The organism is Plesiomonas sp. (assembly GCF_051652165.1).
GTDB lineage: Bacteria > Pseudomonadota > Gammaproteobacteria > Enterobacterales > CAMTGL01 > Plesiomonas.
In genome coordinates this window covers 18,583-40,421 of the sequence record NZ_JBOFTR010000009.1, presented here as the reverse complement: position 1 = coordinate 40,421, position 21,839 = coordinate 18,583, and the positions used below count along the sequence as shown (strand labels likewise).

Here is a 21,839-nt window from a genome sequence, read left to right as displayed (position 1 = left end):
GTGGGATAAACAGCAGAAAAAATAGCATGATTATTTAGTTAGCACTGAATAATCAATAAGATATAAAATTACTCATGCCATATATTTAACGTATGATTAACACTAAACAATATTAACCATACACAAACTTTGGTATACGATAGCAATCTGTATACCAAAGCAGTAAAACGATATGCATAATGGGTACTACGCGAATACACCACTCATGCTTAATGTTTGATTATCTTCTTATGCATATACCGTTAAACAGACTCATCAGCAAGTTAACGTGTTGCAGTAGAAAACGTGTCGCATTGAGAAGGTTTTCCTGAATTAAACCCTCGCTGAAACCAGTTGACTCGCTGTGCTGATGTACCATGGGTAAAACTATCAGGAATAACACGCCCACTGGCTTGTTTTTGTAAACGATCATCGCCAATAGCCTCTGCCGCATTCAATGCCTCTTCAATATCCCCCGTTTCTAGTGATTGCTCTTTTTGAATATAATGTGCCCAAACACCAGCAAAACAGTCTGCTTGCAGCTCCATTTTAACGGACAACTGGTTTGCCTTAGCTTCACTCAAACCTCTTTGTGCTTTTCTGACTTTCGCCTCAATACCCAGTTGTTGCTGTACGTGGTGTCCAACCTCATGCGCAACCACATAGGCTTGAGCAAAATCACCTGGTGCTCCCAGCTTATTTTTTAGATCTTGATAGAACGACAAGTCAATATAGACTGTTTTATCGGCTGGGCAGTAAAACGGCCCCATGACCGCTTGCCCTGTTCCGCAACCTGTTCCTGTCATATTTCGATATAGCACTAAACGCGGTTGTTGATATGTTTGATGATTTTGCTGAAATAACTCCCCCCACACATCTTCGGTTGATGCTAAAACAACCGAGGTAAATTTTGCCAGCTCATCGTTGGGTGTAGTTTTCTTCATTGGTTGCACTGAACCTGAAGGCGGTAAAGGGGAAACCGGAATAGATTGCACATTATCTGTGGGCAAAATACCCGAAAGACCATTTCCAGGGCCGAGTAGTCCGGTTAAATCAACACCAAAAAATAGCCCTCCAATCACGATCAATAAAATAATGATACGGCCCTTTCCACCTCCTATCGGAAAACCGCCTCTCATTTCACGATTATCAAAACCACTATCTGCTTGATCATCTCTACGATCTTCCACATTTGAACTTTCTCGTTTATCACGCCAACGCATACAGCCTCCAGTGACAGCATTATTGAACTTACATAGCCCAGTATTTTGCTGCCATACACACTTTTATGCATACAGGGTAACGTCTCAACAACGCCATATCCACATACCGGCTCTCAACAGGTTAAAGCGTAGGCATTTGTGGCTGTTTTTTCCTCTATTTTGCCCGATTGAATTGAACATAGCCTACTGAATAGGCTTATTAGCATCACTGTTCATATCAACAATAAAAATGAGATGAGATGAGATGAGATGAGATGAGATGAGATGAGATGAGATGAGATGAGATGAGATGAGATGAGATGAGATGAGATGAGATGAGATGAGAAAACAGCATAATGCGAAAAATCAATCAATTTCACTCAAAAAACACACAGCGATTACTGATTTTTTAGAAAAAAAGACAGGGCAAATACTCAGCAGTACATGCCCTGTTGTATGGAGAGCGGCAAAGGTAAACGATTGCTTTTTTTTTCAAAAAAAACGTTAAGCCAATACGATACCTAAACGTTGTGCGACCTCTTCATAAGCTTCAACTACGCCTCCTAATCCTTGACGATAACGGTCTTTATCCAACTTTTTCAGTGTATCTTTATCCCATAAACGGCAACCATCTGGCGAAAACTCATCACCTAGAACGATCTCACCGTGAAATAGGCCAAACTCAAGTTTGTAATCAACTAAAATCAAACCTGCATCAGCAAACAGAGCTTGTAATACACCGTTAATCTGAAAACTCAAGGTCTTCATGCGATCAAGATGTTCATCACTGACCCAACCAAATGAACGGCAATGGTACTCATTGACCATTGGATCATGCAGCTCATCATTTTTTAGGAACATCTCAAAAGTTGGCGGAGTCAGCTCCATGCCCTCTTGTACACCTAAACGGCGAACTAATGAACCTGCAGCACGGTTACGTACCACGCACTCAACCGGCACCATATCCAGTCTCTTCACCAAAGCTTCGGTATCAGAAAGCAAACGCTCCATCTGAGTCGGGATCCCTGCCTCTGCCAATTTAGTCATAATGAAATAGTTAAATTTATTATTCACCATTCCTTTACGATCAAGCTGCTCAATACGCTGACCATCAAAAGCAGAAGTATCATTACGAAACTCTAAAACCAAAAAATCTGGATTTTCAGTATTGTAAACCGTCTTTGCTTTACCACGATACAGTTCAGCTTGCTTCTGCATTGTTACTACTCCATGTCCATTTCAATGATTGAAGGTGCTTCAGTAAAATCGTATACCGTCTCAATGCTCACAGCACATGTTTATGTTTGTGCAGTAAGCTTGCCCATTTAAGCGTAAAACCGGTTAAATATTAAGGATAAAAAAAGGGGCTTTAGCCCCTTTTTATCATCATAATTATGGTGTTGCATTATTACCAAATGCAGCTTGCATCGCGGGCAACAAGGCCTTAAATACACTGTCTGACAGCGGTTTTCCATCAGAGTCAGTCAGTGCTATTGTTGTGCGATTACCTAAATCGCCCACTTGCAGTTTATAGGCTTTTCCTGGCAATTCAGGGTCTGAAGTGCCTAACGCTTTCCAACCATCATCACCGATATTTCGATATGACAGTGTTAGTTGACCTTGTGGACGATTACGATCATCAACACTAAAGCCTAACTTCGCGAGTGTTTCTGGTAAGCGAGCCCAAACACTGTCATATCCAGCACGTACAACATAAACCGGTAAACCGGTATTATCTTGGCTGGCAATCACAGGCATATCACTATTTTCTGTGGCTAAACGCGCCGCTTCTTCTGTGCGAACCTGCTCATCCATACTCATCATAATACGGTTGAGCATCATTGCATTATAACGTGAGCGTTCAGTTGCTACAGTAATGCTTTGGCCGGTACTATCTTGTAAATCAGTCAAACGGCTAACAAGCTGAGTATTGTAATCTTCACCCTTCACGCTGATCTGGTAACGAGCACGTACCGTTTCATTATCAGAACCTTGTCTCCAACTAACCCAATCGGTTGTCAGTGTCATATCAGCAGGCGTTTGAGCTGCAATCGCAATTTTCTCGCGTTGTAGTGTGCCCAATAAATTACGCCATAAATTGTCAACAGAGTACACACTAGAATCAAGCGTAACGACAGCAGTATCACTGTCTAACTGCGTGCGTGCCCCTTTAAGTAATGGCATAACTTGTACAGGTGGGCGAATATCAACTTGTTTACCAACTGCACCTTGTGTTGCAGCTGGAATCAAATAGTCATTAGAGGGCAGTGGTGCTGAAATCCCCGTCGGCCAAACGAGTGTCTCTGGTGCAACACTATTTAGATAACTGTCATTACCATTTACTTCACGTTTATAACGATTAGCATCAGATGAACAGGCGGTTAACGCCATCACTAACGATAATCCGAGCACACTTTTCACTGACAGCGTATTTTTTAGCACCGCAGTGCCTTTAAACAAGTGAGCCATTCCAACTCCCCAAAATTAGAGTAAACCTGCTGCAACTAATGCCTGTTCAACACGTGGCGTTGCAGCATCACTCAACGGCAATAGTGGCAAGCGTAACATGTTACCACTCATCATACCTAAACGATAACAAGCCCACTTTACCGGAATCGGGTTGGACTCAATAAATAACTCATGGTGCAATGGCATTAATTTTTCGTTAATTGCCTGTGCAGCAGCAAAATCACCAGCTAAAGCAAGTGCACACATTTTACTCATATCAGCAGCAGCAACGTTAGCGGTAACAGAGATGACACCACAACCACCTTCACGGATAAAATCAAGTGCTGATGCATCATCACCACTGAGCAATGCAAAGTCAGAGCCCGTTAGTGCATGAATTTGCTTTACCCGTGCAATATCACCTGTTGCCTCTTTGAGTGCCACAATATTGGGGATCTGAGCCAAACGCCCCACTGTTTCTGGTAACAAATCACACCCTGTACGGCCTGGTACATTATAAAGAATTTGCGGCAAATCTGTCTGTTCAGCAATGGCTTTATAATGGTGGAATAATCCCTCTTGGGTAGGCTTATTATAGTATGGTGTAACACTCAAGCAGCCAACAACACCGGTATCATTAAACATTTTAGTCAGTGTAATCGCTTCAGCAGTAGCATTAGCCCCTGTACCTGCAAGTACAGGAATACGCCCACTGGCATACTCGAGTGTCTTCAATACAACTTTAATATGCTCTTCTACACTCAAGGTTGCTGATTCACCGGTGGTTCCCATCGCAACAATCGCATTTGTGCCACTGTTGATATGATACTCCACCAATTTTTTCAGGCTTGCATAATCAACTTCTCCGGCCTGATCCAGTGGCGTTACTAGTGCTACAATGCTTCCTGAAAACATCTGATTTTCTCCCTTGAGTTTTGGCTGATCATGGTACTTTTTACTGACGCACAAATGCAAGTAACACAACACGAATCTCGTTGCGTTTTGCCCCGCAGAAACGAAAATTTTTGTGTTAACATCAATAATCCATGCTTTTAGGGGAGATTGTCGTGCAGGATATTCAAGCACACTATTTAGTTCTTACGGCTCTTGGCGCTGATCGCCCAGGCATTGTGAATACCATTACTCGGCATGTCAGCAGTTGCGATTGCAATATAGAAGATAGCCGACTAGCACTGCTTGGTGGCGAGTTTACTTTTATTATGCTGCTCTCTGGCAGTTGGAATGCGATTGCTCGAATTGAATCTACACTGCCTTTAATCGGTGCAGAGCTGGATTTGATGATTGTGATGAAGCGTACAGAATGCAACCCCAAACAGCCTTATCCTGCCACAGTTTGGGTACAAATAGATGTTGATGACTCAGCGCATATTATCGAAAAATTCACTGATTTTTTTGCTTCGCGCCAACTAGATATTGCAGAGTTAGCCTCAAAAACGGTTGCACGACCGCACAGCACTCCTCTACTGAGTATTCAAATTGCAGCGCACAGCCACATTTCAGCCCCCAAACAGCAAACATTGATTGATGATTTTCATGCATTATGCCAAAAATTAGGGGCACAAGGTATGATTAATCTTGTACTGCATACACAACCACACGCTATGCAAAATAGTTGAAAAATAAGTTAATGAACTGATTATATTCACAAAAATACGTTGCTCGTTAGCTTACTTGATAACTCGATTAAAAAAATCCATCATCGCAGCAAGGATTATGATGTTATGCACACACTGAAAGTTGGTGATAAAGCCCCTGCCTTTACTCTGCTTGATCAAGATAGTGAAGAGATCAGTCTACATGATTATCAAGGTGGAAAAGTATTGGTGTACTTCTACCCTAAAGCCATGACGCCCGGTTGTACGGTACAGGCGTGTGGCTTACGTGATAGCAACAGTGAACTCAAAGCCTATGGTGTTGATGTTTTAGGTATTAGTACTGATAAACCAGAAAAGCTCTCGCGGTTTGCTGAAAAAGAGATGCTAAATTTCACACTGTTATCCGACGAGCAACACCACGTTGCTGAATTATTTGGTGTTTGGGGTGAGAAAAAATTTATGGGGAAAGTGTATGACGGTATTCACCGTATCAGCTTCCTCATTGATGAAAATGGGGTTATTGCCCACGTGTTTGACAATTTTAAAACCAAAGATCACCACGAGGCCGTACTCAGTTATCTTGCCACTGCGCAATAACTGGCTTCCCGCTAGATAAAACAAAAAAGGGCATGAGATGCCCTTTTTTTATTACCTGATTCAACATTATCCGCTTCAAAAAAGTGTTTATGCCACTTCCATCGGCGGCTCTTCTGCCGCAGGCCAAACATTAACCACAGCCTTAATAAGGGTAGCCAGCGGAATGGCGAAAAATACCCCCCAAAAACCCCAGAGCCCGCCAAAAACCAGCACGGAAATAATGATCATCAGCGGATGCAGGTTCACAGCTTCCGAGAACAGCACCGGCACCAGCACATTACCATCTAGTCCCTGAATCACCAGATATGCCACCAGCAAATACCAGTATTCGGTTGAAAGCCCCCATTGTGATAGCGCCACCAGTGCCACCGGAATCGTCACCAATGCCGCACCAATATAGGGGATCAAGACCGATAGCCCGACCAGCACTGCCAACAGCAGTGGGTAATGCAAACCAAAGAAGATAAATGTCAGATAGGTAGCAATGCCGACCACCATAATCTCTATCACTTTCCCACGAATGTAGTTGGTGATCTGCTGATTCATCTCAGTCCATACTTTGCCAACCAGATAGCGGTTTTTGGGCAGAAAACGCATCACACCCGTAAACATCTGGGTTTTGTCTTTGAGCAGAAAAAAGACCATTAAAGGCACGAGGACTAAATACACTGCCAGCGCAACAAGATTCACCAGTGATGCTAATGACAATTTAAGCACTGATTCCCCTACAGCCAACAATTTATCTTTTAAGCTAGAAGTCAGGGTATCAATCATCGAGTAATCAATGTAATCAGGATAGTGATCTGGTAGCGAGCCGACATAATCGTGAAATTTATTCAACATTGCAGGAGTATCGCGCGCTAAATTAGCGCACTGCTGCCACAAATTTGGTACTAATACCAATAAAGAGACGAGCATAATACCGACAAAAGCCGACATCACGATAGCCACTGAAGCTGTACGTGGCAAGCCCCATTTGACCAAACGAGTTACTGGCCACTCAAGCAAATAGGCCAACACCAGTGCCACTAAAAGTGGCGTAATTAAACTGCTAAAAAAATACAGCGTGCCAAATCCAAGCAGTAAAATTAGTGCCAAACTAATTGCTTGTGGATCAGAAAAACGCTGACGATACCAACGTAACAAAACATCTAACATGAACAACAAACTCCTTGTGAACGCTCATGCCCGCTCAATTTCAACGACAACGGCCTGAGATTCGAGGTAATGAGAAACGCGCCAACCAGCAGCTTGTACCACACGCGCAATATCGGTAAGTTCTGCAGTACTCGCAAGGAAAAATTGCATATAACAAGCACTGGGGTTCATTCGCAATGCTGTTTTTACCTGTAACAATACAAGTGGACAACGCAGCGCACGTAAATCAATCTGAATCATTTCCATAACATCTTGCTGACAGTGTAAGATGTGGCGATATTGTAAAGGAGAGCACTCATCAGCAGAAGAACTTCCCGTGCTGATTTGGGTCTATTGTAAACTAAGGATTGTATAGAGAAGATCATGATGCTCCGACTATCTCGTTCAGTAATCGCCACACTTCTTACTGCCGCATTATTGAACAGCAGTGTAATGTTACCATCAGCCAATGCAGCGATACCACAAACACTGCCGGGGTTAGGTGCAGATCAATCCATCAGTCAAGATTTACCCGATATTGGTACCGCAGGCGGTAGTGTTCTGAGTATTAATCAAGAGCTCGAACTTGGTGATTTTTATCTGCGCCAAATGCGTGGCAGTGCACCACTCATTTATGACCCTCTTTTAACTGGCTACTTGAATAACTTAGGTGAGCGTTTAGTTAAACAAGCTGACTCCGTACGCACACCCTTTCATTTCTTACTTATTCGCAATAATAACTTAAATGCGTTTGCTTTTTTTGGTGGCAATGTTGTTTTGCACTCAAGTTTGATTTTAACGGCTGACAATGAAAGCGAGCTCGCCTCTGTGATGGCACATGAAATTTCACATGTGACTCAGCGCCACTTAGCACGCGCAATGGAAGAACAACAACGCTCTGCGCCTCTAACATGGGCAGCTACTATTGGTTCAATACTGTTAGCAATGGCGAACCCGCAAATGGGAATGGCAGCCCTGAGTAGCACGCTTGCGGGCTCACAACAAAATATGATCTCATTTACACAAAGTAATGAACAAGAGGCCGATCGTATCGGTATTGCTTTATTATCGCGAGCCGGTTTTGATCCGCAAGGTTCTCCTTCCTTTTTGGAAAAACTCGCCGCACAGTACCGTTATGCCAGTAAACCCCCTGAAATTTTATTAACACACCCACTGCCAGAAAGCCGTTTAGCCGAAGCTCAAACGCGTGCAGGTAGCATGCCACAACGCCATCCGGCACTATCACTTGATTTTCAATTGGCTAAAATTCGTTTATTGGGTATGTATGGTAGTGGTGATCGTATGCTGTCAAACGCTCTGCTTGATCAACAACTTAAGCAAGGAAACGCACAGGAAAAAACGGCCGCACAATACGGTAAAGCGTTATTTAATTATCAAAATCGTAAATTTGATCAAGCCCGAAGCGAGCTGCAGCCGTTACTCAGCCAACAACCTAATAACCTGTGGTATATCGATTTAATGACAGATATCGATATCGAGCAAAAACGCAGTGCTGATGCAATCAAGCGTTTACAAAAGGCGCTGCAAGCTCGGCCAAATAATCCCGTTTTACAACTTAATCTTGCCAATACATATTTAAAAGCAGGCCGAAGCCAAGACGCGGCACGTTTGTTAGAGCGTTACACATTTGCCAATCCTACTGATATGAATGCATGGGGTTTATCTGCCGAAGTATATGCAAACTTAAACCAGCGAGATGCCGAACTTGCCGCTCGTGCAGAAAACAGTGCGTTACAAGGAAACTTTGACGAAGCGATTAATTTGCTCTCTTCGGCAAGCAAAATGGTCGCACTCAATAGCCTCAAACAAGCGCGCTACGATGCACGCATAGATCAATTGCGCCAACTGCAAAGCCGCTATAGCAAGTTCAAATAATGGGGCTATTTACGCAAAACAGGACACCGTTGCCATACGTTGTGTAGCAACGGTTTAATAACAATAGGATGTTTCTATGTCATCTCGCACTTGTCAGCAGCAACTTCATCAACCATGCTCAACAAAACAGCACAGTATCTTCCCAATGCCAGAAAATACTGTGCGCTACTGGCAGGCTTCACGGCTCTTTTGGCTCAGTTTATTGTTCTGGCAAATACTCTGGCATGCTCTGTTATCACCGCACCCACATGTTGCTTCGTGGGCAATCACTCTTGGCTGGAGTATTCCATTACTGTTTCCATTAAAAGGCATTATACAAGGAAAAGCATATACGCATGCATGGGCAAATTTTATCCTGATGCTCTACTTTCTTCATGCACTAACCATTATCAGCATTGATGAGGGAGAACGCCTCTTTGGTATTATTGAGCTAATACTCGCCAGTGGTAGTTTTTGCGTTAATCTACTGTTTGCTAAAAAGCGCGGAAAAGAGCTGGGGTTATCGTTGAAAAAACAGCAAAGATAAAATCAATGATAAGCAGGAAGGGGCAAATGATCAGTGCCCCTATAAAAATAAGATCTCTTTCACAAAAGGAATTGTTAACTTACGTTGCGCAACCATAGATGCTCGATCAAGAGTATCTAACGTATCAAAGAGTGTACGCATATCACGGCTTAATCGCTTAAGTAAAAAACGTCCAACATCTTCAGGCATATCAAAACCACGCAATTTTGCCCGTGATTGTAATGCTTGCAATTTATCATCATCAGCCAATGGATACAGCTTATAGATTTGCCCCCAATCTAAGCGCGAAGCCAGATCAGGCAGTGTCAATTGTAATTGGCGAGGTGCTTGATCACCTGCGATCAGCAAACGTGTCGTTCCCTGCTCTTTAATTCGATTATACAGATCAAAAAGTGCCAACTCCCACTCAGGATCATCAGCGATCAGATCAATATTATCGATACATACCAGTGCTAAATGTTCCATTCCTTCTAGAACATCAGGGCCAAAATAGGCCCGTTTATCCAAAGGAACATACCCTACCGCTTGATTTTTCTGTGATAATTCAGCACAAGCTGCATGCAACAAATGGCTACGTCCTGCGCCTTTACGTGCCCAAAAATAGAGATACCCTCCACTATCGGTACGGATCAACGTTTGAATGGCATTCAGTAATTGCTGGTTTTTTCCCGGATAAAAACTAGAGAATGTTTCATCATCAGGAAGATTTATCGGTAACGACAACTGAGCCGGTGTATTCAGATCCACTCACGTCCACTCTTAGCTAAGACTGTTGCTAAGTCTATCATGTTCACTGCAACGAGAGAACCGACCTAAAGATCCGTTATGATCCCCATTGATATTTTAGTACTTTTCCTTGTGTTGTGTTACCTGAGTCCATTTTAAATGATCCACTCGCGGCTAACTCACGTTCAGCATCTGTTAACGCGCCTTTTAACTGTACATGATACTCAACTTCACTGCCGGCAAGGCCAATCATTTGAACATCACCAAAAGCGTTAATTTTTGCCAACGCTTTCCCCGTATTAACCAGTTGATCGGGTGTGGTTATCCCTGTAATCACAATGGCATATTGGTTATCTGCCAGTGGTGTAGAAGGGTAATTCATGTTCGGTAATATTGCTGAAGGTGCAGGTATTGAAGGTGACGTTGGGTTTGCTGTTCCTGCATATCCCCCCACTGTCGCGATATCTGGCATTGTGGCAATAGGGCTATTTTGTGAAGGCGAGGCTGATGCAGAAACATCCGTCGGACTGTTTCCAGCAGATATTGAGTGCTCTTCAGGGCCGGTAATAGCGACTGTCGCAGGAGAAGAGACAGATGCTGGCACAGAAGCAGTTAATTCTTTCTCTCCGGTTTGCTCGGCGACCATTGCAGAGACTGTTGATGCCGGTTCTGCTGCACTTTGATCAGAAGAGGATTCTAGATCAGGAGAGGATTGTGGATCACGAGAAGATTGTGGTTCAGCAGACGATTGCGCCGCATAAGCTTGTGCCATCGAAAGAGGTTTTACTGGCGCTGGTGTTACTGGTGTTGCTGGTGTTGCTGGTGTTGCTGGTGTTGCTGGTGTTGCTGGTGTTGCTGGTGTTGCTGGTAATAATACATGGCTTTCATCATGTACATCACGTGATTTTTGTGCATAAAAATCAGCAACTTGCTGAATCATCTCAGTAACGGTATGATCAGGAGATCCAGTTAATGCGTGTGCAGATACATCAGGTTGCACGGTTAACAGCGTTTCTGGTTTCCCAGTATAAAGCCGCCATGTGAGTGAGTCTTTATTTAAGGAAGCAACAAGAATAGCATCAGGCTGATAACGCTCACTGCCTTGCGCTATTGGTTTAACAACATCATCTTGTATATCAGAGGGAGAAACTGCCATATTGTCATCCAGATCGCCAAGCGGCAGCAATACGGAAATACCTCGCTCCATCGCTGCAACACGGATCTGCTCTCGAACTGCAGAGTACTCTTGATCCAACATAATCCGTTGAGTTTCATCAGCCTTATTAGATTGGTTATCCACTAACCACAACATAATCGTTGGCCGATGACTGTTCCACTCTGGTAAAGCTAACTCTTGTGCTAACTGCTGTATGCCACCTTGATCAAAACTAATATCAACAGTACGTGCGCCGTTCTCGTTCCGAATATGAGTTTGGCTAATATAACGTTGTGCCTGTTGCTGTGCCGTTTTCAATGCTGGGGTATCAGGCAATGTGCGTAACCCACTAAAACGAATGAGCATATCATCAAGTGCCTGCACGCGCTCTGCATCAGAGAGTTGATCACTACTAACTGGTATACGTACTAGATAAAAATCCCCCATTTCGGCTGCTTGTGTTCCTACAGTAAATAGCAGTAACCCACCTACGAAAAGATTTCTTATCTGCATACCTTTTAGCCTCTTGATAACAACAAACTGAACATAAAATATTAAGATATAACTTAAATAGCCTAGCGCAATCCGCTTCGAACATCACCTCTCTTTATAACATCATCAAAAAAAAAAAATGTTTTAAGGATAGATAAGCCTTGTATAAAGTACCAAGCCATCAACAGCTCTTACAATACAAAACGCCGCATTACGCGGCGTTTATTGTTATGCTCAGATAACTATTATTGGTTATTTAGTTCCAAAAATTTTATCTCCAGCATCACCTAAACCTGGAATGATATAACCGTGTTCATTTAGACATTTATCTACTGATGCGCAATATAATTCAATATCAGGATGTGCTTTTTCCAATGCAGCAATGCCCTCTGGTGCAGCCACTAACACTAAAACTTTAATGCTATGACAACCTGCATTTTTTAGCAGATCAATAGTAGCAATCATTGACCCACCAGTGGCTAACATAGGATCTACAACCAAAGCTAAACGCTCTTCAATGTTCGAGACCAGTTTTTGGAAATAGGGAACAGGTTCAAGAGTCTCTTCATCCCGATAAATTCCCACAACACTGATACGGGCACTCGGCACGTGCTCTAATACACCGTCCATCATCCCTAATCCAGCACGTAAAATAGGCACAACGGTAATCTTCTTACCTTTAATCTGCTCAACTTCTACTTTACCGCACCAGCCATCAATGATAACATTTTCGGTTTCCAGATCAGCTGTTGCTTCATACGTTAATAAACTGCCGACTTCAGATGCCAGTTCTCGGAAACGCTTAGTGCTGATCTCAGCTGCACGCATCAACCCCAGTTTATGTTTCACCAGAGGATGTTTGACCTCAACAACTTTCATCGCTTTACTCCTTAACACCTGACTGAAATAAAATCGACAGATTATACACCGAAAAGTAACTTATACGGTAGCAAACACTCTCCTAACTGCATAAAATATCACCGTTCTTCCTCTTTTTTTCTGTCTTGATCTCTGTTTAGTATGCTTTTAACGCAACACCTCGCAAACGATTGCCTTCACTGATAGAATAGCAAAGCCTAGTTTAAACCTTGGACTAAACCGCGAGGAATCCCCGTGAGCAACAAGACCTCCCTAAGCTACAAAGATGCTGGTGTAGATATTGATGCAGGTAACGCGTTAGTTGATCGGATCAAAGGTGTTGTCAGCCGAACCCGCCGACCTGAAGTTATGGGTGGATTAGGTGGTTTTGGGGCACTGTGTGCTATTCCCCAAAAATACCGTGAACCCATTTTAGTTTCAGGTACCGATGGCGTAGGCACAAAACTTCGCTTGGCAATGGATCTACAACGTCACGATACTATTGGTATTGATTTAGTGGCGATGTGTGTTAATGATCTGATTGTTCAGGGCGCTGAACCTCTCTTTTTCCTCGACTATTATGCAACAGGTAAACTGGATGTTGATACTGCAGCATCTGTTATCACGGGAATAGCACAAGGCTGTGAGCTTTCTGGTTGTGCCTTAGTCGGAGGTGAAACCGCTGAAATGCCGGGGATGTATCACGGTGAAGATTACGATGTCGCCGGTTTTTGTGTTGGTGTCGTCGAGAAATCAGAGATCCTTGATGGCAGTAAAGTACAACCTGGCGATGCTCTCATTGCATTAGCTTCAAGCGGCCCACACTCAAACGGTTATTCATTAATACGTAAAATTTTGACCCTCAGTGAGCAAGACCCACTGACCACTGAGCTCGAGGGCAAACCGCTGGCCGATCACCTGCTTGAACCTACCCGTATTTACGTTCGTTCAGTATTGCAGTTGATTGCACAAGCCAATCTGCATGCCGTTGCCCACCTGACCGGTGGTGGTTTCTGGGAAAATATCCCGCGCGTTCTGCCAGAAAATACTAAAGCTGTTATCAACGAAAGTAGCTGGCAATGGCCAACTATTTTCCACTGGTTACAAGAGAATGGTAATGTCTCTACCCATGAAATGTACCGCACATTTAACTGCGGTGTCGGCATTATTATTGCCCTTCCGCAAGCTGAAGTTGAAAATGCGCTAAAAATTCTGACATCAGCAGGTGAAAAAGCGTGGCAAATCGGTATTATCGAGACAGCAACTTCTCATGAACAACAAGTGGTTATCCGTTAATGCATTCGTCATCCAAAAATATCGTTGTTTTAGCTTCCGGCAATGGCTCTAACTTACAGGCTATTCTTGATGCTTGTGAGTCTGGCCGTATTCAGGGTCAAGTCACTGCAGTGATCAGCGATCGCGCTGATGCCTTCGCACTTGAACGCGCACAATCTGCCAATATTCCGACTAAAGTGCTACGCCAGCGTGATTTTGCTGATCGTGATAGCTTTGATGCTGCACTTGCTAACGCGGTTTCCCACTATCAGCCAGATCTGGTGGTCTTAGCCGGATTTATGCGTGTACTCAACAGTGCGTTTGTACAACAGTTCAGCGGTAAATTGCTGAATATTCACCCTTCGCTGTTGCCAAAATATCGTGGATTAAACACACACCAACGTGCTATTGATGCTGGCGATACCGTGCACGGAGCCAGTATTCACTTTGTGACTGAGCAACTCGATGGTGGCCCGATTATTTTACAAGCGCAAGTACCGATTTTTGAAGATGACACGGCTGCTGAGGTTGCTCAACGTGTACAAGAACAAGAGCACCGTAGTTATCCATTAGCCATTAATTGGTATCTTGATGGCCGTTTAAGCTATCAAGATAATCAAGCGTGGATGGATGGAAAGCCTCTACCTGATCAAGGTTATGCCGCAGAGTAACCGTTGGCTCTCAATCATCTATTTTATCAAAACCCGCTTTAGCGGGTTTTTTTATCGTATAACAAAAAAGCGCCCGTCTTGGCGCTTTTTTGTCATTGTGTAAATTATCTACATGATGAAGATTTCAAATAAATAATTATTCACCGATTTTATTTTGCTGACGAACATGAACATCCATTTGCGGATACGGAATATTAATATTATTTGCATCAAGTGCTTTTTTAATATTTTCCATCAGATCAAAATAGACATTCCAATAATCTGCATTTTTAACCCACGGGCGAACAACAAAATCAAGTGATGATGCCCCCATAGTCATCATACGAATTGTACAGCCTAAATCAGCTAAAATACGGTCATCAGCGTTAACGACCGAAGCTAATACCTCTTTTACCTGATCAATATCGGCTTCATAACCTACGCTAATCAGCAAATCAACACGGCGATTCTCTTCCAAAGAGAAATTAATAATCTTGCCATTCATGATTGTTGCATTAGGAATGATGACTGTTTTTTTATCTACAGTACAAAGAATAGTAGAGAAAATTTGTACACTTTCAACCGTACCAGATACGCCACCTAAATCTACAAAGTCACCGGCACGAAACGGACGAAAACCGACAATCAATACACCGGCAGCAAAGTTAGAGAGTGAACCTTGCAATGCTAAACCTACCGCTAAACCGGCTGCACCAATCACGGCAATAACAGATGATGTCTCTACCCCTAGTCGGCCTAATGCAGCCATTAGAGTAAAAATGATAATCGCATAACGCACTAGTGAGCGAACAAAGTGGCTCACTGCACGATCGACTCCTTTTTTTAGCATCAATTTGCTAATGGTATTAGAAACAATGCGTGCAACTAACCAACCAAAAATAAAGATTAAAAATGCGGCAACCAAGTTAACTGCATATTGAATCAGTAATCCTTGGTTATCAACAACCCAGCTTCCTGCATGTTGAATAGAGTCTACTACATCAAGTGGATCAAGTGGATTTAAAGGGTCAGTAGGCTTCATTTTATGTCCTCTGTGCTGTCATGGTTTATAATAAAAACAGTATTGCGGTAAAACCAAAATAGTTATTTTATGCTTATTTAATGCATTAATTATCACCAAAACCCAAGGGATGGAAATAGAGCACGTCAATGAGCGATATCATCTTTATCACTGATAAAATAACAAGCTCTATATAATAAGCTAAAGATATTTTTCAGCTACAGATGCTGAGCTTTTAAAGAGGCAAAAAATAAACATAAATGGTGTGGTACGCAATAAAAAAATCGAAACAATACATGCACAGAAAGAAATATTGATATTGTCTTTGCAATCAAAAATGCTAACTATAATAAGTTATCTATAACTTAGTTGATAAAAATGTAGATTGTATTGTTCTCAAACAATCAGCCTATTCAACGCTCACTCACACACAAAAATCGCTGCACGAATAAAGAGTAAACAAACAAAAAAGCCACTGAATATCAGTGGCTTAATATTAAAAAAATGCTGTTCTCAATTACAGAACATTAACCGCATTCAGCTCTTTAAATGCTTTTTCCAAACGTGTAATCATGGTGCTTTGTGCAGCACGCAGCCATGCACGTGGATCATAGTACTTTTTGTTTGGCTTATCAGCGCCATCTGGGTTACCCAGTTGACCTTGCAGGTAAGCTTCGTTTGTTTTGTAGTAATCCAGAACACCTTCCCACGTTGCCCACTGGGTATCAGTATCAATGTTCATTTTCACTACGCCGTAGCTGATAGATTCAGAAATCTCTTCTGCCGTAGAACCTGAACCACCGTGGAATACGAAGTCTAGGCTTTTCGCTGGGATACCAAATTTCTCAGAAACGAACTTTTGAGACGCATCCAGAATAGATGGAGTCAGCTTCACGTTACCCGGCTTGTATACACCGTGTACGTTACCGAAAGAGGCAGCGATAGTGAAACGTGGGCTGATTGCGCTCAGACGCTCGTAAGCGTAAGCCACATCTTCTGGTTGGGTGTACAGAGATGACTGATCCAGATGGCTGTTGTCTACGCCATCTTCTTCACCACCGGTGCAACCGAGTTCCAGTTCCAGAGTCATGTTCATTTTTGCCATACGAGTCAGATACTCGCAGCAAATGTCGATGTTCTCTTCCAGTGACTCTTCTGACAAATCCAGCATGTGAGAAGAGAACAGTGGCTTACCGGTTTGTGCGAAGTGCTTTTCACCCGCATCAAGCAGGCCATCGATCCATGGCAGCAGTTTTTTCGCTGCATGGTCAGTGTGCAGAATAACCGGCACACCGTAGGCTTCAGCAACAGCGTGAACGTGTTGCGCACCTGTGATTGCACCCAGAATCGCGGCTTGCTGGCCTTCAAGTTTCAGACCTTTACCCGCGAAGAACTGAGCACCACCGTTAGAGAACTGAACGATCACTGGTGCACGAACTTTCGCTGCAGCTTCCAGTACGGCGTTAACAGAGTCAGTACCTACTACGTTTACCGCAGGCAGAGCAAATTGGTTCGCTTTTGCAACTGCAAAAACTTTCTGTACGTCATCGCCAGTGATAACGCCTGGTTTTACGAAATCGAAAATTTTAGACATGTTCCTAGTCCTGTATCGTCAGCCGTGATTAAATCAATAAGACGTTTGTGCTGACTATTCATAATAGTCAGCCACAAAGAGCGGGAGGCATTTGCCTCCCGTCGGTAATATTACGCTTTAGCGCGTGCTTCTAGCATAGCGACTGCTGGCAGTACTTTACCCTCAACGAACTCAAGGAAAGCGCCACCACCGGTAGAGATGTAAGAGACTTGATCAGCAATACCAAACTTGTCGATAGCTGCCAGTGTATCGCCACCACCTGCAATAGAGAATGCCGGAGACGCAGCGATTGCGCGTGCGATAACTTCCGTACCTTTTGCAAACTGGTCAAACTCAAACACACCCACAGGGCCGTTCCACAAAATGGTTTTCGCATTCATGATGATCTCAGCCAGCACTTCTGCAGAATCAGGGCCGATATCAAAGATCATGTCATCATCAGAAACATCGCTCACCGCTTTGATGGTGGCTGGAGTCGTTTCAGAGAACTCTTTACCCACAACAACATCTGTGGTTACTGGAATGTCACACTCGGCAGCCAGCTTCTTAGCTGTATCAAGCAAGTCAGCTTCACACAGGGATTTACCCACGTTGTGGCCTGCCGCAGCAATAAAGGTGTTAGCGATACCGCCACCGACAACCAGCTGATCAGCAATTTTAGACAGTGACTCAAGAACGGTCAGTTTGGTTGATACTTTTGAACCACCCACGATAGCGATCATCGGGCGAGCCGGCTCTTTCATGGCTTTGCCCAGAGCATCAAGCTCTGCTGACAGCAGCGGGCCTGAACAAGCGATAGGGGCAAATTTTGCTACGCCATGAGTAGACGCTTGTGCGCGGTGCGCAGTACCAAAAGCATCCATCACAAAAACATCACACAGTGCTGCATATTTCTTTGACAGCGTTTCGTCGTCTTTCTTTTCGCCTTTGTTGAAGCGAACGTTTTCCAAAACCACCAGCTCACCGGCAGCAACATCAACGCCATCAAGATAGTCTTTTGCCAGACGCACAGGTGCATCCAGTACATCTTTCAAATAGTTTACAACAGGCAGTAAAGAGAACTCTTCGTTGTACTCACCTTCAGTCGGACGACCTAAGTGAGACGTGACCATCACAGATGCGCCTTGTTTCAGGGCCAGTTCAATGGTCGGGAGAGAAGCACGGATACGTGCATCAGAGGTCACTTTGCCCTCTTTTACAGGTACGTTCAGGTCAGCACGGATCAGTACACGTTTTCCAGCCAGTTCCAGATCAGTCATGTTAATAACAGACATGGTGAGTCCTCTTTTTAATTCCATGAAGATTTTAAATGCAGACGGTAAAAGTCATCATAGTGCCAAACACTGTGGCTATTTTGCCGATATCTACACGTTAACAATCAGTATCGTTTACAACCCTATCTCTGCCATAACGCATGTGGTATCCAACATTCGGTTGGCAAACCCCCACTCGTTATCGCACCAGACCAGCGTTTTTACCAACCGCTGCCCACTGACACGGGTTTGTGTTCCATCCACAATCGCACTATGGCTATCGTGATTAAAATCGATCGAAACTAAAGGTGCTTCAGTATAATCAACTATACCATGTAATGTGCGACGTGCCGCCCGTTGCAGGGCTTGGTTTACGTTGCAAACTTTCACATCCGTGCTCAATGTCACACTTAAATCCATCGCGGTGACATTTATTGTGGGCACTCGCACAGCGATAGCTTCAAATCTGTCAGAAAATTTCGGAAAAATCCGTTCAATGCCTTTTGCCAGTTTGGTATCTACCGGAATAATTGACTGGCTTGCCGCACGTGCCCGACGTAAATCAGTATGGTAGGCATCGATAACTGGTTGATCATGCATGGCTGAGTGGATCGTGGTGATCGTGCCTGAATCAATACCAAATGTATCATCTAGCACCTTGATAATCGGTACGATGCAGTTGGTAGTACAAGAGCCATTCGAGACTATCTTATCGCTGGCCCGCAACTGGGTATGATTCACACCATAAATAACGGTGGCATCAATATCATTATCTGCCGGATGCGAAAAAAGCACTTTCTTCGCCCCGGCTTGCAAATGCTGCTCACCGTCAGCCCTGCTGCCAAACTTTCCGGTACAATCGAGTACAATATCAATGTTTAATTGCGCCCACGGTAACTGCGCTAACTCACGGATATGTAATAGCTGAATCGTATCACCTTCTATCGATAATGTCTCTTCCTCTACGTGCACACAGCAAGAAAAACGCCCGTGAGTGGAGTCATATTGCAGTAAATGTGCAATCCCTACGGGATCAGCTAACTCATTGATTGCCACAATGTGAATCTGCTCACGCTTACCGCTTTCATACAAGGCTCGAACAATACTGCGACCAATACGGCCAAAACCATTAATTGCTACCCGAATTGCCATGCGGTGTTCCTTAAAGGTGGTTTTCCCTAAATATATTCTCTAAACAAAAAAAGCTGCCTAAGGCAGCTCTTTGTTGAAAATAGGGATGAGAAATACAGGATAAAGCTCACCGCCATGCAAGGCGATAACGGCAAGCTTTTGTCATTAACATCACGTTAATTACAGGATCTCTTTCGCTTTTGCGACCACATTTTCTACAGTGAAACCAAACTCTTTAAACAGCAGTTCAGCCGGCGCTGACTCACCGAAGGTAGTCATACCCATGATACGACCACCGAAGCCCACATACTTGTACCAGAAATCGGCGATGCCAGCTTCAACAGCAACACGCGCAGTTACTGCCGCAGGCAGTACAGACTCACGGTAAGCGGCGTCTTGCTTGTCGAATACGTCAGTAGCCGGCATAGACACTACGCGTACCTGACGGCCTTCGGCAGTCAGTTGTTCAGCCGCTTGCATGGCCAGCTCAACTTCTGAACCGGTTGCAATGAAGATAAGCTCAGGCGTGCCGGTACAATCTTTAAGTACATAACCACCGCGAGCAACATCAGCCAGTTGCGTTGCGTTACGATCCATCTGCGCCAGATTTTGACGAGAGAAGATCAGTGCTGATGGGCCATCTTGACGCTCAATGGCATATTTCCACGCGACTGCAGATTCAACCTGATCACATGGACGCCATGTGCTCATGTTTGGCGTCAGACGCAAAGAGGCAATTTGCTCAACCGGTTGGTGAGTCGGGCCATCTTCACCCAGACCAATAGAGTCATGGGTATAGACAAAAATAGCACGTTGCTTCATCAACGCTGCCATACGCAGGGCATTACGGGCATATTCCATAAACATCAGGAAAGTTGCGCCGTAAGGAATGAAACCACCGTGTAGCGCAATACCGTTCATAATGGCTGACATACCAAACTCACGCACACCATAGTGAATGTAGTTACCGGCCATATCGTTACCGCTAAGCGATTTAGAACCAGACCACATAGTCAGGTTAGACGGCGCTAAGTCAGCAGACCCCCCCATGAACTCTGGTAGCAATTTACCGAATGCTTCGAGTGTATTTTGTGATGCTTTACGGCTGGCAATTTTCGCCGGATTCGCTTGCAGGTGCTCAATGAACTGTGTAGATGCTTCAGCCCAGTTAGCTGGCAGTTCGCCTTTGATTACGCGACGATCAAACTCAGCGGCCAGTTCAGGGAATGCGGCGCGGTACGCGGCAAATTGCGCATCCCACTGCTGCTCTTTGGCTGTGCCTTGCTCTTTGGCATCCCACTGCGCATAAATATCCGTTGGGATAACAAACGGCTCTTCTTTCCAGCCCAAGAACTCACGTGCTGCGGCAATTTCTTTGTCACCCAATGGTGAACCGTGGCAATCGTGCGAACCGGATTTGTTTGGTGAGCCAAAACCAATGATAGTTTTGCAGATGATCAGTGATGGCTTATCCGTCACCGCACGCGCTTCTTCAACTGCCGCTTTAATGGCCGTTGCATTGTGGCCATCAACACCACGAATAACATGCCAGCCATACGCTTCAAAACGCATACCGGTATCATCAGTGAACCAACCTTCTACATGACCATCGATAGAGATACCGTTGTCATCATAGAACGCAACCAGTTTACCCAGACCCAGTGTACCGGCCAGTGAACAGGCTTCGTGTGAAATGCCTTCCATCATGCAGCCATCACCCAAGAAGCAGTAAGTGAAGTGGTCAACAATGTCGTGGCCTGGGCGGTTAAATTGTGCAGCCAATGCTTTTTCTGCCATGGCCATACCCACCGCATTGGTAATACCCTGACCTAACGGGCCAGTGGTGGTCTCAATACCCGGTGCATAACCATACTCTGGGTGGCCTGGTGTACGTGAGTGCAACTGACGGAACTGCTTCAAATCATCAATAGAGAGATCGTAACCGCTTAGGTGCAGCAGGCTATAAATCAGCATTGAACCATGACCGTTAGAGAGGATAAAACGGTCTCGATCAGCCCATGCAGGGTTGGTCGGGTTGTGCTTTAAAAAATCACGCCACAGAACTTCGGCAATATCGGCCATTCCCATCGGAGCGCCGGGGTGACCTGAGTTGGCTTTTTGTACGGCATCCATACTCAGTACACGGATGGCATTAGCAAGTTCTTTGCGAGAAGGCATTTTCTACTCCTGAAAATTAGCAGGGCGGAAGGACAAAACACGAAATAGGGAATCATTTTCTCAGAGTCGCCATTAAAACGGCAAGTGCAGACCCAATAACGTGC

The 21,839-nt window shown here is 44.2% G+C and carries 20 protein-coding genes; 6 read left to right on the top strand and 14 right to left on the bottom strand.

Annotation, left to right across the window (positions count from 1 at the left end):
- Positions 1 to 263 precede the first annotated feature (263 nt).
- From ypfJ to dapA, 4 genes are all read right to left on the bottom strand, one after another.
- Complete coding sequence (gene ypfJ / locus ACRC53_RS07470; RefSeq protein ID WP_438642864.1) at positions 264 to 1,202, bottom strand: KPN_02809 family neutral zinc metallopeptidase; 939 nt, start codon at positions 1,200 to 1,202, stop codon at positions 264 to 266.
- A gap of 483 nt (positions 1,203 to 1,685) precedes the next feature.
- Positions 1,686 to 2,399, bottom strand: coding sequence for a phosphoribosylaminoimidazolesuccinocarboxamide synthase (gene purC / locus ACRC53_RS07465; RefSeq protein WP_438642863.1), 714 nt, complete (start codon positions 2,397 to 2,399; stop codon positions 1,686 to 1,688).
- 174 nt (positions 2,400 to 2,573) lie between these two features.
- Entirely contained in the window at positions 2,574 to 3,650 is a 1,077-nt protein-coding gene (gene bamC, locus ACRC53_RS07460) for an outer membrane protein assembly factor BamC (protein ID WP_438642862.1), read from the bottom strand.
- Between the two features lie 15 nt (positions 3,651 to 3,665).
- Positions 3,666 to 4,544 carry a 4-hydroxy-tetrahydrodipicolinate synthase gene (gene dapA, locus ACRC53_RS07455; protein ID WP_438642861.1) on the bottom strand — a complete coding sequence of 293 codons (879 nt, stop codon included), beginning with the start codon at positions 4,542 to 4,544 and terminating at the stop codon, positions 3,666 to 3,668.
- Between the two features lie 152 nt (positions 4,545 to 4,696).
- Here dapA and ACRC53_RS07450 point away from each other — a divergent pair, with 152 nt between their 5' ends.
- Together ACRC53_RS07450 and bcp are read left to right on the top strand one after the other, a co-directional pair.
- Positions 4,697 to 5,266: a glycine cleavage system transcriptional repressor gene (locus ACRC53_RS07450; protein ID WP_438642860.1), complete on the top strand. Its 570-nt coding sequence runs from the start codon at positions 4,697 to 4,699 to the stop codon at positions 5,264 to 5,266.
- Between the two features lie 105 nt (positions 5,267 to 5,371).
- Positions 5,372 to 5,842: a thioredoxin-dependent thiol peroxidase gene (bcp, locus tag ACRC53_RS07445; RefSeq protein ID WP_438642859.1), complete on the top strand. Its 471-nt coding sequence runs from the start codon at positions 5,372 to 5,374 to the stop codon at positions 5,840 to 5,842.
- Positions 5,843 to 5,929: 87 nt separating this feature from the next.
- Here the strand turns inward: bcp and ACRC53_RS07440 are convergent, their stop codons facing one another.
- Together ACRC53_RS07440 and ACRC53_RS07435 are read right to left on the bottom strand one after the other, a co-directional pair.
- Positions 5,930 to 7,000: an AI-2E family transporter gene (locus tag ACRC53_RS07440; protein WP_438642858.1), complete on the bottom strand. Its 1,071-nt coding sequence runs from the start codon at positions 6,998 to 7,000 to the stop codon at positions 5,930 to 5,932.
- Between the two features lie 24 nt (positions 7,001 to 7,024).
- Complete coding sequence (locus tag ACRC53_RS07435; RefSeq protein ID WP_438642857.1) at positions 7,025 to 7,246, bottom strand: hypothetical protein; 222 nt, start codon at positions 7,244 to 7,246, stop codon at positions 7,025 to 7,027.
- A gap of 117 nt (positions 7,247 to 7,363) precedes the next feature.
- Between ACRC53_RS07435 and ACRC53_RS07430 the strand changes: the two genes are divergently transcribed.
- Complete coding sequence (locus ACRC53_RS07430; protein ID WP_438642856.1) at positions 7,364 to 8,875, top strand: beta-barrel assembly-enhancing protease; 1,512 nt, start codon at positions 7,364 to 7,366, stop codon at positions 8,873 to 8,875.
- 76 nt (positions 8,876 to 8,951) lie between these two features.
- Positions 8,952 to 9,401, top strand: coding sequence for a DUF2069 domain-containing protein (locus tag ACRC53_RS07425; protein ID WP_438642855.1), 450 nt, complete (start codon positions 8,952 to 8,954; stop codon positions 9,399 to 9,401).
- Between the two features lie 39 nt (positions 9,402 to 9,440).
- Here ACRC53_RS07425 and hda read toward each other — a convergent pair whose 3' ends face one another.
- The 3 genes from hda to upp form a co-directional block, all read right to left on the bottom strand.
- Positions 9,441 to 10,142 (bottom strand): DnaA inactivator Hda, encoded by a 702-nt coding sequence (gene hda, locus ACRC53_RS07420; RefSeq protein WP_438642896.1) that lies wholly within the window; start codon positions 10,140 to 10,142, stop codon positions 9,441 to 9,443.
- 82 nt (positions 10,143 to 10,224) lie between these two features.
- The gene (locus ACRC53_RS07415; protein WP_438642854.1) at positions 10,225 to 11,796 is read right to left on the bottom strand and encodes a DUF2066 domain-containing protein; all 1,572 of its coding nucleotides are present in this window, start codon (positions 11,794 to 11,796) and stop codon (positions 10,225 to 10,227) included.
- Positions 11,797 to 12,027: 231 nt separating this feature from the next.
- Positions 12,028 to 12,654, bottom strand: coding sequence for a uracil phosphoribosyltransferase (upp, locus tag ACRC53_RS07410; protein WP_438642853.1), 627 nt, complete (start codon positions 12,652 to 12,654; stop codon positions 12,028 to 12,030).
- Between the two features lie 234 nt (positions 12,655 to 12,888).
- On the opposite strand from upp, the gene purM reads away from it, so the two are divergent.
- Together purM and purN are read left to right on the top strand one after the other, a co-directional pair.
- Positions 12,889 to 13,929 (top strand): phosphoribosylformylglycinamidine cyclo-ligase, encoded by a 1,041-nt coding sequence (gene purM / locus ACRC53_RS07405; protein WP_438642852.1) that lies wholly within the window; start codon positions 12,889 to 12,891, stop codon positions 13,927 to 13,929.
- Positions 13,929 to 14,579, top strand: coding sequence for a phosphoribosylglycinamide formyltransferase (gene purN / locus ACRC53_RS07400; protein WP_438642851.1), 651 nt, complete (start codon positions 13,929 to 13,931; stop codon positions 14,577 to 14,579). Before purM ends, purN begins: the two co-directional genes overlap by 1 nt.
- A 136-nt stretch (positions 14,580 to 14,715) precedes the next feature.
- Here the strand turns inward: purN and mscS are convergent, their stop codons facing one another.
- The 5 genes from mscS to tkt form a co-directional block, all read right to left on the bottom strand.
- The gene (gene mscS, locus ACRC53_RS07395) at positions 14,716 to 15,600 is read right to left on the bottom strand and encodes a small-conductance mechanosensitive channel MscS (protein ID WP_438642850.1); all 885 of its coding nucleotides are present in this window, start codon (positions 15,598 to 15,600) and stop codon (positions 14,716 to 14,718) included.
- 496 nt (positions 15,601 to 16,096) lie between these two features.
- The gene (gene fbaA / locus ACRC53_RS07390) at positions 16,097 to 17,173 is read right to left on the bottom strand and encodes a class II fructose-bisphosphate aldolase (protein ID WP_438642849.1); all 1,077 of its coding nucleotides are present in this window, start codon (positions 17,171 to 17,173) and stop codon (positions 16,097 to 16,099) included.
- Between the two features lie 110 nt (positions 17,174 to 17,283).
- A complete protein-coding gene (gene pgk / locus ACRC53_RS07385) occupies positions 17,284 to 18,447 on the bottom strand; it encodes a phosphoglycerate kinase (RefSeq protein ID WP_438642848.1) in 1,164 nt (387 codons plus the stop codon).
- A 114-nt stretch (positions 18,448 to 18,561) separates the two neighbouring features.
- The gene (gene epd, locus ACRC53_RS07380; RefSeq protein WP_438642847.1) at positions 18,562 to 19,578 is read right to left on the bottom strand and encodes an erythrose-4-phosphate dehydrogenase; all 1,017 of its coding nucleotides are present in this window, start codon (positions 19,576 to 19,578) and stop codon (positions 18,562 to 18,564) included.
- A gap of 159 nt (positions 19,579 to 19,737) precedes the next feature.
- Positions 19,738 to 21,735, bottom strand: a complete 1,998-nt coding sequence (tkt, locus tag ACRC53_RS07375; RefSeq protein ID WP_438642846.1) for a transketolase — start codon at positions 21,733 to 21,735, stop codon at positions 19,738 to 19,740.
- Positions 21,736 to 21,839 lie beyond the last annotated feature (104 nt).